Consider the following 12,888-nt stretch of genomic DNA (forward strand, 5'->3'; position numbering starts at 1 on the left):
AAAGACGGTCAACCGGTTGACCGTCTCCAGATCCAGAACATTCATAGAATCAACGGGCTGAGATCGAGCGCGTACAGAAACAAGTGAAACTTCCGCTCACGATTATCGCGGATCACGCGGTCCGCGAAGTCTCGAAAGCTACCTGATTTTCAACACCATTCCGGGTTAGGACGGTCAACCGGTTGACCGTCTTCCGCACAATTAGAGCCGAAGCAGGCCGTGGCAAAAAGGTGTCCAAAATCGAGTCTCTTTTGTATGAATGGCTTCCCATGCGCGCTGGTTCAATTGAGTCGGCCCAATTGGATCAACCGTCATGCGTCTCTTCCGCAGCAAAAAACAGATAGCCCTTTCGACCGCCCCTGGCGGCTACTCGGAAGAAGATCCCGAAAAGATCATCTTCGATAACGGCGCTCGCCTTGTCGTCGAGGCCAACCACTGGAAACTCTTCTGCTTCGTTCTCGCGTTCATCGCCGGGGCAGCAGTGCTCTCGCGTAACCCGGCACCTTCAGTTGTCCGCTCCTATGGCGTATCGGCTGACGCGGGCGGTCATCCGATCGTGCGCGAACTCACGGCGTACAAGCCAGACGACCAGGCGATCCGCACGTCACTCAAAGAGTCGGTCGAGCGCTGGTTCACGATCGAGCCCGTGTTGACCGACGACATCCAGACCTCGCGCATGGCCCGCAACATCAACGGCGTTAAGGCGCAGATGACGGGCAACGGTCGCAACCAGTTCGCAGACTGGGTCAAGACCGACGCGCCGTTTCAGGCCATCACGGCGAATCCCAAGCTCGTGCGTGAAGTGAAGGTCACGAACGTGGCGCTCCTCGAAGACTCGACAGCGGTTGTCGAATTCACGACCAGCGCGACGCAGACGCCGACCGACAAGCCGGTCGTTCAGAAATACGCGCTCACGTTCCGCTACCAGATCGTTCCACCCACGCAGGAAGAGGCGCTCGGGGCGAATCCGTTCGGCATCTTCTTCCCGTTGTGGACTATCCAGAAAACCCAATGATGATCGACTCTCGCAAGCTCGCCGTACTCGGTGCCGCTATCGCATGCATCGGTGCCAGCACCCCGGCGATTGCCGTAAAGAAGACTGCCGCTGTATCGACCGCTTCGCTGGATCTCGCCGACGCCGTCAACGATCCGATGAGCCCGATCAATCCGTACAACGTCGGCGTCGATCCGATCACCATGCCGGGTGACGCACGTATGGCGGTATTCACGTATAGCCGCGACCAGATCTATCGCCTCATGACCGCGCCGCTGAAGAACACCACGATCGAGCTCGCGCGCGGCGAGTCGCTTGTGACCGAGCCGGCGTTGGGGGACTCGATCCAGTGGATCATCGACACGGACGGCGCCAACCACGTATTCGTCAAACCGACGAAGCCCGGTCTCGTGAACACGATGCACCTGACGACCAATCAGCGCGAATACGACATGACGCTCGTGTCCTCGCCGATGGGTGGCCTCTTTTACCAGACCGTGCGGTTTAACTATCCGACATCGCTCGTTGCGAAGGTCCGTGCACGCGCCGACGCGGCGGGGGATCCGGACGCAGGTGAGGGCGGGCGCGCAATGCCAGACTCCGGCCCGATCGGTGTGTCGCCCGACAAGCTGAATTTTGACTACAAGGTGTCGGGTTCGGCTGCGTTCAAGCCGGAGACGGTGTTTGACGATGGCAAGTCGGTGTGGATGCGGCTGCCGGTGAACGCGCCGTTCGCGGTGCCGATCGTCAAGGACCACGGCGACATCGTCAGTCCCAATTTCATCCGCCGCGGCCAGTACATCGTCGTGCAGGAAATGGCCGATGAAATCGTGCTGCGCGCAGCGGACGACAAGGTGACCATCACGCGTGGTCGTCCCGGCCCGTTCGGCTTCTAAGAGCGTTCTCCATGGCCAAGCAGAACGCACAAACGTCGAACGATCAGGCGGAAATCGTCAAGGGCAAGTCGCCGCGTAACGCACTGATCAGCGCGGGCATTGTCGCGGGCCTTGTCATAGGCGCGCTCGGCTTTTACTACCAGGTCAAGGCCAGTCATCAGGCCGACGAAGAAGTGCAGTTGCAGAAGAAGGCGAAGACCGCAGAGGTCGTCGACAAGACGAACAGCACTGAAGATGTCGAAAAGATCATCCACGACCAGCAGTCGGCGGCTCGCCGCGCGGCCGCGTCCGAAGCCCGCGTTGCCTCGGCGCCCATTGCGGCTGATGCCACCACGCGCACTAAGCCGGGACTGACCGTCGACAATTTTCTCGTCGACCAGGGCAGGAACGGAACCGAGTTGAAAGAGAAATTCAAGCAGGATGACATCTACACGTCGCCTATCTTTCGTCCCGGTGTGAAGATCAGGGCGAGCGGCAGGGCCGACGACAGCGTGCAGTGCTCGTTGGCAAATACCCCCAACCCCTCAACTGTCCACATACCGGGCAGCACGCCTCTAAGAAATGCCACCTTCGAGCGGTTCTGGGCAATGGGAGAACGCCTGATCTCGTAGCTGCCGTCTGCCGCGACCCGGATCACGGTGTCCGCGTTCGGACCCGGCTCGATCGCGCCGCTCCAGTTCTTCGTCTCGATCACAAACAGTCCAAACGGCGTGATGGCAAGGTGGTCGACTTCGGCGGTCGGAAAGGGCGAGCCCGGCGCGTGGTGCAGAAGAATGGGCGTTGCGTGAAGGTGGAAGTCATCGCCGCAGAGCCATTGCAGGGTGCGCTGCAATTCCGCGTGAACGGCGGCTTCGCCCGCGTCACCCGCCGCCTGTCTGCTGGTACGGGGAGCCGGGAATCTGGACGTGCGGGTATTTAACTTGCGCCGGGTGGAGCGCCAGGCGAGAACAGCAACCGCGACAAAGCAAAGGAGGGTAGACATGGCGGGCATCTGTGGTTGAGATGTCTTGAGTCTGCCAGGCAATTTGCGAAGTCAAGTCGCGGAGATTGCGAGAGCAATCACTACAATTCAAGCGCTTTCTGTCGATGAGCTTTCAGCGAGCCTGAGAAAGCTATAGGTTTTTGTCGAGCATTCCGGGTTAAGACGGTCAACCGGTTTCCCGTCTACGCACGACGAGCCGACACGCGCACTGCGTAAGCTGCATCGCTTTGGCGAGCATTCGGGAATTACGCGCGACGTGTGCGCGCTAACCTGTGGCTACCCCCCGCGTCTTCAGACGCATCGAACACGCGTGAGCGAGCACTCGCGCGTCCCTTCTGTCGCTTTCCCATCAGTTCCCTGTTCCATGCCGGTGAAAGCTTTTTCGTGTTCGTCCCCCCGGGCGCACACGAAAGCGCTTTGCGCCGGTTTTCCCTGCTCGTCAGAGCATCGAAACCACCGGACGTTGTCCGGACATTCCCCTGTGCAGGAGATTTTTCTGGAGAGAAAAATGCTGAAGCATCTTTTCAAAGACGCCATCAAATCACCGGTCAAGCTGTTCCTCCTGTGTTTTGTGGTGTACATGGCAGCCGCGTCGTTTCTCGTTGCGGCGTTTCTTTTTCTGCTCGGCGCGCGCTGGCTGCACAAACAGATGATGTTGAAGGCGAAGGCCCTGGAAGCTGCCGAAGTCGAAGCCAGCAAGGCTGAAGTTGCGAAAGCCGCTGAAGCCGTAACCGTCGTCGCTACACCGGTCGACGTCAAGGCAACCCCAGCTCCAGCATCGGCAAATGCCGCGAATGATGCGAGTGTCGAAGCCGCACCCGCCCCGCAGTACGCGAAGTCGGCCGTCGTTCTTCCCTTCAAAACAGCCACCCGCTAACGCGGGACTGTCTTAACCCGTTGCCGCCGTGAATCTCACGGCGGCAACGCCTCTACCCTTGCCGGGAATCCATTCCCGGGCACGGGCTATGAGATTGCCGGCCTCACCGGAGCAATCTCATGAACACTCATGTGGCTGCCTGGCAGCTCGACATGTTCGACGAATCCTCGCCGGTTCACATCCTCATCCCCAAGCCAGACCCATTGCCCGATCCACATCTGTGGAGCGAGTCGGTGCGCGACAAAATGGTCGATGCATTGATATCGCGGGCACGCGATAGTCGCCGCGGCGACAAGATGCCTGAATCGCTGATGGACTGCGCATACCTGATCTCCGACCGGCTTCGAAACAAAAAGATCGATGCCACGGACTACGGCGCGACGCTCGGCTGGATCATGGGCTATTGGGACGGTGCGGTTCCGTACGTGCACGTGTGCGAAGTCAGCGGAACGAAAGTCCGGTTTCTCCGCGATTTCATCCTGGACACGCCACTACTCGCCTGCGACCTGCGCGAGCTTCAGCGCGCAGTTTTCGGCAGCTTGTTGTAGGAGAGAACATGGCAAGCGCAGCAGCTTTCTTCACCCGCGTTCTCGCGGATATCTTCCCGGGCAAACCGGCCGCTACTTCCACCACGTTTCCCCCACCCGCATCTGCCGCAACCGCGTCAGCCCCATCGGCAACCGCGATGGACTCAAGCGCGACTTCGTCCGCGTCACCCCGTGTGATCGGGCAGGGCGCCGAGAATGAAACGCACATGACAATTGCTGGCGTTCCCACGCTGTTTGTCGACGAGGGAGACTGCATCGTGCAGTTCGAACCTGCGTTCGATGAACAGACTCAGGAAACCAGCTTCGGCCTGAAGATCCTCCCGGATCTCGCGCCGCACTGGAGCCAGAAAGTCGTGCATCGGTGTCCCCTGAAGGAAGCGATTGTTATCGCGATCCGCGGTGCAGGGCGGCCGACCACCAAGGCAGCGCCCGACCCGTCAACACCCGCGGCCGCAAGCCGCACGGTGATCGAGTCGAGCCGCGTAGCTGACGTTGGGCCGCAGGCAATTTCCGAACAGTCGCGTTCGCGCTTGCATTATGAAGCGGGAGACTCGAGTCCGGTAACCGGTCGCATCCTGTCGTGGGGCGAGGAGAAATTCCCGCGCCGCAATGGCGACGGTCTGCGCTTCTACACGTCGTTCGCAGTTCATATCCTCAGCACGACGGGCGAGCGGACCTTGCAAGGCGAAGGCCTGAAAGACGCGATCGCCGAATCCCGTTGCGAAATCGGCAACGTCGTTTCCGTTCGGCGTCTACGCAAAATCAAAGTACAGGCGTTTGACTCAACGGGCGCCCCGAAGATGCGCGAAGGCAAACCGGTCATGTGGGACAAGTGGCTCTGGTCAATTACCAAGTAAAGGAGTTTTAGATGGCATCTGTTAACAAGGTCATCCTCGTCGGCAATCTCGGCGCGGACCCCGAAGTGCGTTATCTGCCCAGCGGTGACGCTGTGGCCAACATCCGGCTCGCAACAACCGATCGTTACAAGGACAAGACATCGGGCGAGATGAAAGAAGCAACCGAATGGCATCGCGTGTCGTTCTTTGGCCGCCTCGCTGAGATCGTCAACGAGTATCTGAAGAAAGGCTCGTCGGTCTACATCGAAGGGCGCATCCGCACACGCAAGTGGCAGGCGCAGGACGGCACTGACCGTTACTCGACTGAGATCGTTGCGGAACAGATGCAGATGCTCGGCGGCCGCGGCGGTGGAAGCGAGCGCGATGACAGCGAAGGTGGCTCCGATCGCTCGGGTCGCAATCGTTCTTCGCAACCCCTGTCTGCACCTTCGGGCGCTGGCCGACCGGCTGCACAGCCCCAGCAAAACGTCGCTGGAGGAGGTGCACCGCGTGGAGGAGGTTTCGACGAAATGGACGACGACATACCGTTCTGAGGTCTCGTCTGATCCCGTATCGGCTCACCTCGACTCCTGTAAATCCTCACCATCGTTGATGCAACACACCTTCGGGTGTGTTGCTCGACATCTTCTACCGCGCACCCCCGCGCCAAATCCAGCCGGCCCGTCTGCTGAAAAAAGCTGTCCGCCCAATGCGCGCCGACAGCTTTTTTGAGCACGCGTTTTCACGCCTGTCTCAGGCATCGACCTAACCCACTTCCATACAAAGGAGCGTGACCCATGAATGTGAAGGACCTGAAGCTCACGCCGGCACAGTGGCTCTCGCTATTCCAGAAGTATGGAGTGCCCGAGAGTTCGCTCACCGGTCGAGCTGCACCGTGTCCGATGTGCGGCGGCTCTGACCGCTTCACCTATGACAACAAGCACGGCCGCGGTGACTGGATCTGCCGTCGTTGCAATGACGGTGATCCTAAAGCCGGTGACGGACTTGAAATGATCTGTCGCGTGAGCGGCATGACATTTCGGGAGTTGATGTGCGAACTCGACGGTGGATCGTTGAGCGATGCATTCGCGAAAGCGAAGTCGTCGCCACGTTCAACGCCTGCGCCCGCGCGTAAGCGCAGACCCGATCGCGCGTACCTCGAGAAGCGGCTCACCTCGATGCTGGAGCGGTCACAGCCGCTGGCAGCTGGCGATCTGGCGATGCAATACCTTGAGGCGCGGATTCCGGGCCTCAAGGTTGCGCCGTCCAGAGCGTTGCGTCTGGCAATGCTTGACTACCGGCACGATCATCGCGTGATCGGCACGTGGCCCGGCATCATCGCGCGCTACGAGCTGCCCGATGGTCGGCTGGGCACGCTGCATCGAACGTTTCTGGATCGCTCGAAGCCTGCAAAGGCCACGATCGTGTCCAGCGACGGCGAGATCCTCGACTCGAAACTGAACGACATGACGCTTAACCCGCTTGCGGGCGGAGCCGTCCGACTGATGGAGCCAGTGAACGGCGAGATCGGTGTTGGGGAGGGGCTTGAAACGGTCTACGCCGCGCACATGATTTTTGGCGTGCCGGTCTGGTACTGCCTGAACTGCGTTCAGTTAAAGCAGTTCGTGGTGCCTGAAGGCCTGGGTATCCACACCGTTCACATTTTCGTTGATTTTGATGAAGTCGACCCGAAGACCCGCAAGTCGGTCGGTGTTGTCGCGGGAGTCGATCTCGCAAAACGTCTGCGTGCCGAAGGCTACACCGCAATCATTCACCGACCGAAGAAACGCGGTACTGACTTCGCAGATGAGTGGGGCGAACGCATTCAAGCAAAAGAGGACGTAAGGCAGGCAAAGCGTCCGTCGCAACAGGTCGCGCAATTGGCGGCTGCTGTCTGAAAAATTCCGACTCGCGCCGGTAACTCTTTAATCTGCCCGGTGGGGACATTTCCCCATCGGGAATATCGCATCGGGCTTTTTTCTTTGGAGAAGGAAATGAGCTCTTTTCGTGTACTGGTTGGCAGGTTCGAGATTGCGGGGACGACGGGCGCTGCTGGCGGCCGTCAACCTGCACAGAAGTCGGACGCAGTTGCGTTCGACGTGATCGACCGCAAAGGCGAGGGCAGTGCGCAGTATCTCTGCCGCGACCAACCGTTCGACGCAGCGTGGGATTTTTGCACACGTCGCATCGCGATTGTCGGGACTGCGAGGCCTCATTAACACCCCTGAAACGACAACGGCATCCGAAAGGATGCCGTTTTTTTTCGTCCATCGGTTTTTGGTCCTAGTAATTCATCCGCAGCCAGATCGCCAGAATGATCGCGAGGGGCTTCCACAACCGCCACACGCCCGTCGCCCACAAAAGGCCGAACAAGGCACTCATCAGGAACGCGAAGCCAAGGTCCTCGGAGTAAGGCCTCAGTTTCACGCCCACCACAAAGCTGCCCAGGAACATCATCACCAGCAGGATGCGGCGCACGACGAACGGCAGGCGGTTAAATGCCCGGTAATACGGGACCAGCCGGTCGAGTGCATCCATCATTCCTTCTCCTTCAGTTTCTCCGTACAGGCAAACGCTACGTCACCTGCAAACCAGCCCGCGATGCAGACCGCGATGAACGTCGCGAGACCCAGCCAGTTGCGGGGCTCATGCACGACTTCCGACAGATGACCATGCAATACCGCCTGAATGACTCCTAGCACCTCTGACATACATCCTCCTTGTTTGTGTACCAGTGCATAACGCGTCGCGTCCTGAACACCGGTATGACTCATCTTCGCATCTGCACCGCGAAGTCAAGCTCGCGTCAATAGAACGCTGCGAACTGATCTCCGATGGCGTCAGGATCGAACGCATCGATCGTCGCCTCGTTGGAAACGGTCGGACGGCCTGACGCGACGTAATCTGCCGAAGCGATGCGCGCGGGTGCTCGTACACCGTCCCGAGATTCAACTCCCGAAGGGGCCGCATGCCACGCTGAGTCGGATTGCGCCGCAGACGTGAAACGCGCACCTGTGGTTCGATAGTCTTCCGATGCCCGTAACGCCGATTCGGCCAGCGAGCGCAGGAGCGCCGCGCGCTCGCGGGCCGAACCGGCGGCAGTGAGCCGCGCATGCAGGAGTGGCGTGGTCACCGCATCGATGACCAGCTTCATGTCAAATTTCTCGCTCATGCTTTCGCAGTCGCACGTTCCCGTGCGAGGCCCGCTTCGCCCACGACCAGGAAGCCCTTTGCGTTGGCAAGACACGGCGCGTCGATCACTTCAAGCGTCACACGCGGGAACGCCTTGCGGATCGCGGAGGCGTAGAGCGCGGCCCCGCCACCCGAGATAATGATCGAGCGAACGTTCGTGAGCTGGCCGACGTTGTTCTGCATTTCTTTCACCACGCCCGCGATCAGGGGCTGCGACTTTTCCAAATACGGATCGAGGTCAATGTCGGAGCCGTAGAAGAAGAAAGGCGAGCGCTCGCGCAGTGCCTTGTCGATCCGTTCAAGATCGTCAATCTGTTCGTCCTGGTCGCGGGCGAGGAGCGCAGCGATACGCTGATAGACCTGCGATGCGCCGCCAGGGATGCCGCCGCTGCGCTTGTCGTCCATCGTGAAGCCGTTGGCGTACACCCAGTCAGTGGTGAAGTAGCCGACGTCAACGACCAGATGAGCGCTGTCGCGACCAAACTCTTTCTGCCGGTTGCCGGAAGCGGATACACCATGACGGAAGTGCTTGCGCATCATCCGGTGCAGATACGAGTCTTCGAGCCACTGGTCACTTTTGAGCAGTGTGTAGAGCCGCTTGCGCTCGGTAGCATCTGAAGTCCGCTTCGCGACGGCCTGGCGCACCTTCGCGCAGGCAGCCGCCTTGTACGTCAAAATGTCGTTGACGGCATCCTTTGTGGTTTCGGCGCGGATCGTACCGTCCACCGCGAGCCCGGCATACCAGCCGGCAGCCGTCACTTCCTTGCGAATGTCAGCCGCACTCTTGCCGACGTTCCTCAGCGCACCAAAGCGACGCCAGAGGTCGGCGCGCACGAACGCCATCGCGTCGCACACCGCGCCAAGCGCAGGCAGCGAGGATGGCGTTGCGTACAGCGTGCGGGTAACGGTTGTCATTGCAAGATTTCCTTCGACTCCTTGCTTCCGGGGAAGTCTTCCTTGATCTGCTTCCTGTATTTACGCATCCCGTACAGGCGACACGAGAACGTATGCACGATAGCGAGCAGGTCCTCTACCATTTCCTGCTCGGGCGACAGCGACTCCTGATTGGCCACGACGATTTCGCAGCCGTGCTCACGGGCAAGATGGTCCAGCAGGTCGAATCCAAAGCGAACGAGGCGATCCTTGTGAGCGATTAACACCCGCTCGATCTCGCCGCGCTGGATGCGCTCAATCAGATTGAGGAAGCGCTTGCGCTTGAAGTTCATGCCGCCTCCGACTTCCTGAATCCACTCGTCAACGGCGATAGCACCAGCACGACAATACTGCTCCATCGCTCCAACCTGAGAAGCCAGGTCGTCACGCTGGACCGCGCTACTGACACGGCAGTACACAACGGTCAGGCGCTTCTCAGGTGTGCCGCCGAGCAACGCTCGAACGTCGGACTCGTCAAAGTACCGATGCCCTGACGGCAAGCGCTTCGCGTTATTGCTCCCGTTGGGCGTGCTCTCCCGTCTCTCGTGAGGGAAGCACGATGTACAACAAGCTCGTACAAAACTTTAAAGACGCCCAGGTCGCGGCCGCCGCGGCATACCTCCGGGCCGTTCACTTCGCAGCCAACTATCCGAAGTACGGGATGGAAGGTGTCGCGAAGCTGTCCGGTCTGACGAGCAAGCAGCGAGCGGCGATCGACCGGATGCGGGAGATCGCCGCGGAAGGCAAACAGGCGATCCTGTTCGCTGAAAACCCGGGTGTCCTCAACCTGATTGCGCGCGAGATGAAATCCGATGGCGTCGACACCGTTCTGTTTCACGGTGAAATCCCCATCAAGAAGCGTGTTGCCGAGAAGGACCGTCGGTTCTTGACGGGCCTGTCGACCGGCCTTCTGGCCACGAAGTCATCGGGCCGGGCGGGCTACAACCTGCCCAATGCGGACTACGTCCTGTTTTACGACCGGTCGTGGACGTGGCGCATCGAGTATCAGGCGATGCGGCGCGCGCTGCGCTGGAACCGCAAGGGCGTCTTGCAGGTGGAGTACTTCCACCTGCCCGGTAGCGTCGACGAGTATCAGGACCAGATGGTCGCGCACAAACGCGATTCCATGCAGGCGGGACTGGACTGGGCGACGCCGGAACTGGAAGACGAGACGTTCCTGCACATGGATTCGCTGCTCGATCGCTTCGTTGAGGATCTGGCGAGTCTGCACGATCAATCCACCGCAGACATGCGGAAACTTTTAAAGGAAGCAGCATGAAAGAGTCGAACGTCACTGTGACGGTGGGCGACGGCGTCGTGACCGTGAAGCGCGAGGGTACGCGTAAGGCGGTCGTCGCGAGGGTGCTCGGTCAGGTCGAACGCGAGGGCGTCGAGTTGCTGTGTCTCGACCGGCTCGTGCACGAAAGCCACGAACGCAGCTTTGTCGGCTGGCAGGTGTCCGGTGCAGTCACCACGATGCTGTCGCGGCCAGTCGGGCAGGGCGGATCCCAAATTGCCTGATGAGGCTGGCCGCTTCGGCGGCCACCGTTCCTTAAACACAGCCCGGCTAAACCACCGGGCTTTTTTTTTGGTATTCGGATTCTTCGGTTGACGCCTGCATCGGGTATTGCAGCGCAAGAAGTCGGCGACTTATACAGCTTCAGGGCGTCAGGCCGAAGCCGACCCGTTGCGGACGATGATCGGGAGGCCACGTCAACGGCAGCTTCCAGGGTGCAACGGCCATCCTCGCCTACGTGCTGGCCGACCTTTGAAGCCTCCGCAGGCATTCGCTACACGGTGCGAGCGCATTATTCGCACCGCACGATTCTGAATGCGCCTGTCATTTTGTCCGAAATCTTCTCTCGCTCAGTGGCGCCGCGCAGGCCGGCGACCACGACGGCCTTTGCTCGAACGCAACGCTAAAGGGACCGTTTGGGTTTATCGGTCACGGAGAGATTCTTGGATTGAAAACTGCCGATGGTGTGTTGCATCCGTACGACGCCCCGTCGATCCTCGATGACGTCGCCCTGGTGACGTTCGACGGTACGGGCGGATTTCAACGCACCGACTTCGGCATGATCGGCGGGTTGCCGAAAGGGGGAAAGACGACATTCAATTCGGCCCAGCACGGCCTCTACACGGTGAACTCCGATTGCACCGGCACCATGCAAATCTTTTATGACGCCGGCGGAGCCGTGCCAGCCGGCGTCGAAACTGATCTGAACATCGTCGTCGCAGCCGACGGGACGCTCATCGAATCCGTTGTCTACAGGGCGGTCACCGTGTCAGGCGCTGCCAAGGACGGTACAACGTGTCCAAAGAATTGCGAGCAAGGTGTGCAAGAGTACTTTGAGGGGAAAAAGGTCGTGGTCTCTGGCTTCCGCGAGTCGAGCCACTGATGGGTTCACGTCGCGAAGGTTTGCAGGCTCCCGGTCCTTTAATTCCCGCGCCTCCAGCCTGACGATTGGATCGCGATACGGGGGGCGCCGGTGCCCGTGATGCTGGCGGACATCGACGCCATTAACATGATCGTGGTGGCACGGGGAGGCGAGCGTCGATCGATATGATCGCGAGCGTAAGTCGCTTGTTTGGGGTGGAGCGGACGTCCGAACGTCCGCGTGACGGTCTGGTTGAACGTCTCTGGCTGGCCGGACTGAGACCTTGCTGCTCTGCGTCCCTGCCAGCCTGCGCGGCCGGTTTTCGCCGGTGACACAATGATTTCGCGTCTCGAAACCCTTGTTCCGCGAGGCTGAACCGGCATGGACATGCGTTATCCGGTCTACGGCACCGGGCTGTCGACCGCGCCCGCTTTCATGCTGCCTTGCGATGACGGGCCCTTGCGGAACTGCGCATAAGGCACACCCCGCTCCGGATGCGCAGTAGTTTCATCGATGACGCTCTCGACATCGGGAACCTCGCGTAGCGCGGCCATGAACGGCGCCACCGGAAAGTCCGGTGCCACGCAGCCTTGGACCAGCACCCAACGCTGCCACACCGTCACCCACAAGGTACTCTGCCGCCACCCCGGCAGGTTGGCCGACAGCCATTGCAGCCGGCGGTGCGTGCTGTCGGCAATCTCCTCGTCGTAAGCGAAGGCGTTCGGCAGGCGGCAGCGCCCTTCCAGCCAACAGTGATTGCCGTGCTCGATGCGGTGATGCGATTCGCGCTTCCACTCGGCTTCATTCACGCGCGGGCCGGCGGGCTCCGGGCAGTTGGGAATCGCAGAGGAGGCCTGGAAGAACGGGTCATGACCGCGGTTCTGCAGGTCGTCCTCGGCATGCGTGCTGGGCGTCACCAGCATCAGCGCGCACAGCATGCAGCGGTAGTCGATCGTCATCGATGTCCTCCTGAGCCCGGCTTGATGCGAGGAGCCCCCCGTAGCATTCCGCTCCCGAAGGGCCAAGTCCTGCCATGTCTCCATATCTGGTTTTACTCGAAATCCACACCGGCAGGCGCCACCGCGATCACCGGACTTGTCCGGTCCGGCCAGCTGACTCAACTGCCTAACCGTCCACGGTGCCGGGTCATCCCCATCATGAGGTTGACCCGCTTCGACGGACAGATTTGCAGTTGCGATCGATGTGCGGTTTAGCCTCCATTGAGCGATGAGTCGCGGGTTGTCCACCGTCG

General features: G+C 60.2%; 17 protein-coding genes and 2 pseudogenes. 11 read left to right on the forward strand and 8 right to left on the reverse strand.

From position 1 onward, the window contains the following. Positions 1-313 precede the first annotated feature (313 nt). Positions 314-1,015 carry a type IV secretion system protein gene (locus P3T21_RS35840; protein ID WP_429260604.1) on the forward strand — a complete coding sequence of 234 codons (702 nt, stop codon included), beginning with the start codon at positions 314-316 and terminating at the stop codon, positions 1,013-1,015. Then, a complete protein-coding gene (locus P3T21_RS35845) occupies positions 1,012-1,890 on the forward strand; it encodes a TrbG/VirB9 family P-type conjugative transfer protein (RefSeq protein WP_429260605.1) in 879 nt (292 codons plus the stop codon). The genes P3T21_RS35840 and P3T21_RS35845 overlap by 4 nt, the downstream gene beginning before the upstream one ends. Here P3T21_RS35845 and P3T21_RS35850 read toward each other — a convergent pair. After that, a complete protein-coding gene (locus P3T21_RS35850) occupies positions 1,887-2,144 on the reverse strand; it encodes a hypothetical protein (protein ID WP_429260606.1) in 258 nt (85 codons plus the stop codon). The genes P3T21_RS35845 and P3T21_RS35850 overlap by 4 nt on opposite strands. Before the next feature lie 173 nt (positions 2,145-2,317). Beyond that, a complete protein-coding gene (locus tag P3T21_RS35855) occupies positions 2,318-2,881 on the reverse strand; it encodes a nuclease-related domain-containing protein (protein ID WP_429260607.1) in 564 nt (187 codons plus the stop codon). A 301-nt stretch (positions 2,882-3,182) separates the two neighbouring features. Between P3T21_RS35855 and P3T21_RS35860 the strand changes: the two genes are divergently transcribed. The 6 genes from P3T21_RS35860 (at position 3,183) to P3T21_RS35885 (ending at position 7,352) form a co-directional block, all read left to right on the forward strand. Next, positions 3,183-3,749: a hypothetical protein gene (locus P3T21_RS35860; protein WP_429260608.1), complete on the forward strand. Its 567-nt coding sequence runs from the start codon at positions 3,183-3,185 to the stop codon at positions 3,747-3,749. A 119-nt stretch (positions 3,750-3,868) separates the two neighbouring features. Further along, the gene (locus P3T21_RS35865) at positions 3,869-4,297 is read left to right on the forward strand and encodes a hypothetical protein (protein ID WP_429260609.1); all 429 of its coding nucleotides are present in this window, start codon (positions 3,869-3,871) and stop codon (positions 4,295-4,297) included. A gap of 206 nt (positions 4,298-4,503) precedes the next feature. Next, positions 4,504-5,154 carry a hypothetical protein gene (locus P3T21_RS35870; RefSeq protein ID WP_429260610.1) on the forward strand — a complete coding sequence of 217 codons (651 nt, stop codon included), beginning with the start codon at positions 4,504-4,506 and terminating at the stop codon, positions 5,152-5,154. Positions 5,155-5,165: 11 nt separating this feature from the next. Then, positions 5,166-5,687, forward strand: coding sequence for a single-stranded DNA-binding protein (locus P3T21_RS35875; RefSeq protein WP_429260611.1), 522 nt, complete (start codon positions 5,166-5,168; stop codon positions 5,685-5,687). A gap of 243 nt (positions 5,688-5,930) precedes the next feature. Further along, on the forward strand, positions 5,931-7,031 hold the full coding sequence (locus P3T21_RS35880) for a primase-helicase zinc-binding domain-containing protein (protein WP_429260612.1): 1,101 nt from the start codon (positions 5,931-5,933) through the stop codon (positions 7,029-7,031). A 96-nt stretch (positions 7,032-7,127) separates the two neighbouring features. Continuing rightward, positions 7,128-7,352 (forward strand): hypothetical protein, encoded by a 225-nt coding sequence (locus P3T21_RS35885; protein WP_429260613.1) that lies wholly within the window; start codon positions 7,128-7,130, stop codon positions 7,350-7,352. Between the two features lie 64 nt (positions 7,353-7,416). On the opposite strand, the gene P3T21_RS35890 is transcribed toward P3T21_RS35885, so the two are convergent. The 5 genes and pseudogenes from P3T21_RS35890 to P3T21_RS35910 form a co-directional block, all read right to left on the reverse strand. After that, positions 7,417-7,671, reverse strand: coding sequence for a hypothetical protein (locus P3T21_RS35890; protein WP_429260614.1), 255 nt, complete (start codon positions 7,669-7,671; stop codon positions 7,417-7,419). Next, on the reverse strand, positions 7,671-7,844 hold the full coding sequence (locus P3T21_RS35895) for a hypothetical protein (RefSeq protein ID WP_429260615.1): 174 nt from the start codon (positions 7,842-7,844) through the stop codon (positions 7,671-7,673). Before P3T21_RS35895 ends, P3T21_RS35890 begins: the two co-directional genes overlap by 1 nt. A gap of 95 nt (positions 7,845-7,939) precedes the next feature. Next, a complete protein-coding gene (locus P3T21_RS35900; protein WP_429260616.1) occupies positions 7,940-8,305 on the reverse strand; it encodes a hypothetical protein in 366 nt (121 codons plus the stop codon). Beyond that, a complete protein-coding gene (locus P3T21_RS35905) occupies positions 8,302-9,240 on the reverse strand; it encodes a hypothetical protein (protein ID WP_429260617.1) in 939 nt (312 codons plus the stop codon). The genes P3T21_RS35900 and P3T21_RS35905 overlap by 4 nt, the downstream gene beginning before the upstream one ends. After that, positions 9,237-9,770 (reverse strand): annotated as a pseudogene (locus tag P3T21_RS35910) (IS607 family transposase); the annotation flags it as partial. The pseudogene P3T21_RS35910 and the gene P3T21_RS35905, both read right to left, overlap by 4 nt. 101 nt (positions 9,771-9,871) lie before the next feature. On the opposite strand from P3T21_RS35910, the pseudogene P3T21_RS35915 reads away from it, so the two are divergent. The 3 genes and pseudogenes from P3T21_RS35915 to P3T21_RS35925 all read left to right on the forward strand — a co-directional run. Then, a pseudogene (locus tag P3T21_RS35915) lies at positions 9,872-10,537 on the forward strand (helicase-related protein); the annotation flags it as partial. Further along, positions 10,534-10,779 (forward strand): hypothetical protein, encoded by a 246-nt coding sequence (locus P3T21_RS35920; protein WP_429260618.1) that lies wholly within the window; start codon positions 10,534-10,536, stop codon positions 10,777-10,779. The pseudogene P3T21_RS35915 and the gene P3T21_RS35920, both read left to right, overlap by 4 nt. Before the next feature lie 443 nt (positions 10,780-11,222). Beyond that, the gene (locus tag P3T21_RS35925; protein WP_429260619.1) at positions 11,223-11,657 is read left to right on the forward strand and encodes a hypothetical protein; all 435 of its coding nucleotides are present in this window, start codon (positions 11,223-11,225) and stop codon (positions 11,655-11,657) included. Positions 11,658-12,037: 380 nt separating this feature from the next. On the opposite strand, the gene P3T21_RS35930 is transcribed toward P3T21_RS35925, so the two are convergent. Beyond that, the gene (locus tag P3T21_RS35930) at positions 12,038-12,595 is read right to left on the reverse strand and encodes a BON domain-containing protein (RefSeq protein WP_429260620.1); all 558 of its coding nucleotides are present in this window, start codon (positions 12,593-12,595) and stop codon (positions 12,038-12,040) included. Between the last annotated feature and the right edge of the window lie 293 nt (positions 12,596-12,888).

The sequence above is a fragment of the Paraburkholderia sp. GAS334 genome, from assembly GCF_050436625.1.
In the GTDB taxonomy this organism is placed as follows: Bacteria; Pseudomonadota; Gammaproteobacteria; order Burkholderiales; family Burkholderiaceae; genus Paraburkholderia.

Excerpts from the sequence above, each read along its gene's own strand:
- P3T21_RS35930 (WP_429260620.1), bottom strand. The coding sequence starts at position 12,595 with ATGACGATCGACTACCGCTGCATGCTGTGCGCGCTGATGCTGGTGACG.
- P3T21_RS35875 (WP_429260611.1), top strand. The coding sequence starts at position 5,166 with ATGGCATCTGTTAACAAGGTCATCCTCGTCGGCAATCTCGGCGCGGAC.
- P3T21_RS35845 (WP_429260605.1), top strand. The coding sequence starts at position 1,012 with ATGATGATCGACTCTCGCAAGCTCGCCGTACTCGGTGCCGCTATCGCA.
- P3T21_RS35885 (WP_429260613.1), top strand. The coding sequence starts at position 7,128 with ATGAGCTCTTTTCGTGTACTGGTTGGCAGGTTCGAGATTGCGGGGACG.
- P3T21_RS35880 (WP_429260612.1), top strand. The coding sequence starts at position 5,931 with ATGAATGTGAAGGACCTGAAGCTCACGCCGGCACAGTGGCTCTCGCTA.
- P3T21_RS35905 (WP_429260617.1), bottom strand. The coding sequence starts at position 9,240 with ATGACAACCGTTACCCGCACGCTGTACGCAACGCCATCCTCGCTGCCT.
- P3T21_RS35900 (WP_429260616.1), bottom strand. The coding sequence starts at position 8,305 with ATGAGCGAGAAATTTGACATGAAGCTGGTCATCGATGCGGTGACCACG.
- P3T21_RS35855 (WP_429260607.1), bottom strand. The coding sequence starts at position 2,881 with ATGCCCGCCATGTCTACCCTCCTTTGCTTTGTCGCGGTTGCTGTTCTC.
- P3T21_RS35890 (WP_429260614.1), bottom strand. The coding sequence starts at position 7,671 with ATGGATGCACTCGACCGGCTGGTCCCGTATTACCGGGCATTTAACCGC.
- P3T21_RS35840 (WP_429260604.1), top strand. The coding sequence starts at position 314 with ATGCGTCTCTTCCGCAGCAAAAAACAGATAGCCCTTTCGACCGCCCCT.
- P3T21_RS35865 (WP_429260609.1), top strand. The coding sequence starts at position 3,869 with ATGAACACTCATGTGGCTGCCTGGCAGCTCGACATGTTCGACGAATCC.
- P3T21_RS35920 (WP_429260618.1), top strand. The coding sequence starts at position 10,534 with ATGAAAGAGTCGAACGTCACTGTGACGGTGGGCGACGGCGTCGTGACC.
- P3T21_RS35895 (WP_429260615.1), bottom strand. The coding sequence starts at position 7,844 with ATGTCAGAGGTGCTAGGAGTCATTCAGGCGGTATTGCATGGTCATCTG.
- P3T21_RS35870 (WP_429260610.1), top strand. The coding sequence starts at position 4,504 with ATGACAATTGCTGGCGTTCCCACGCTGTTTGTCGACGAGGGAGACTGC.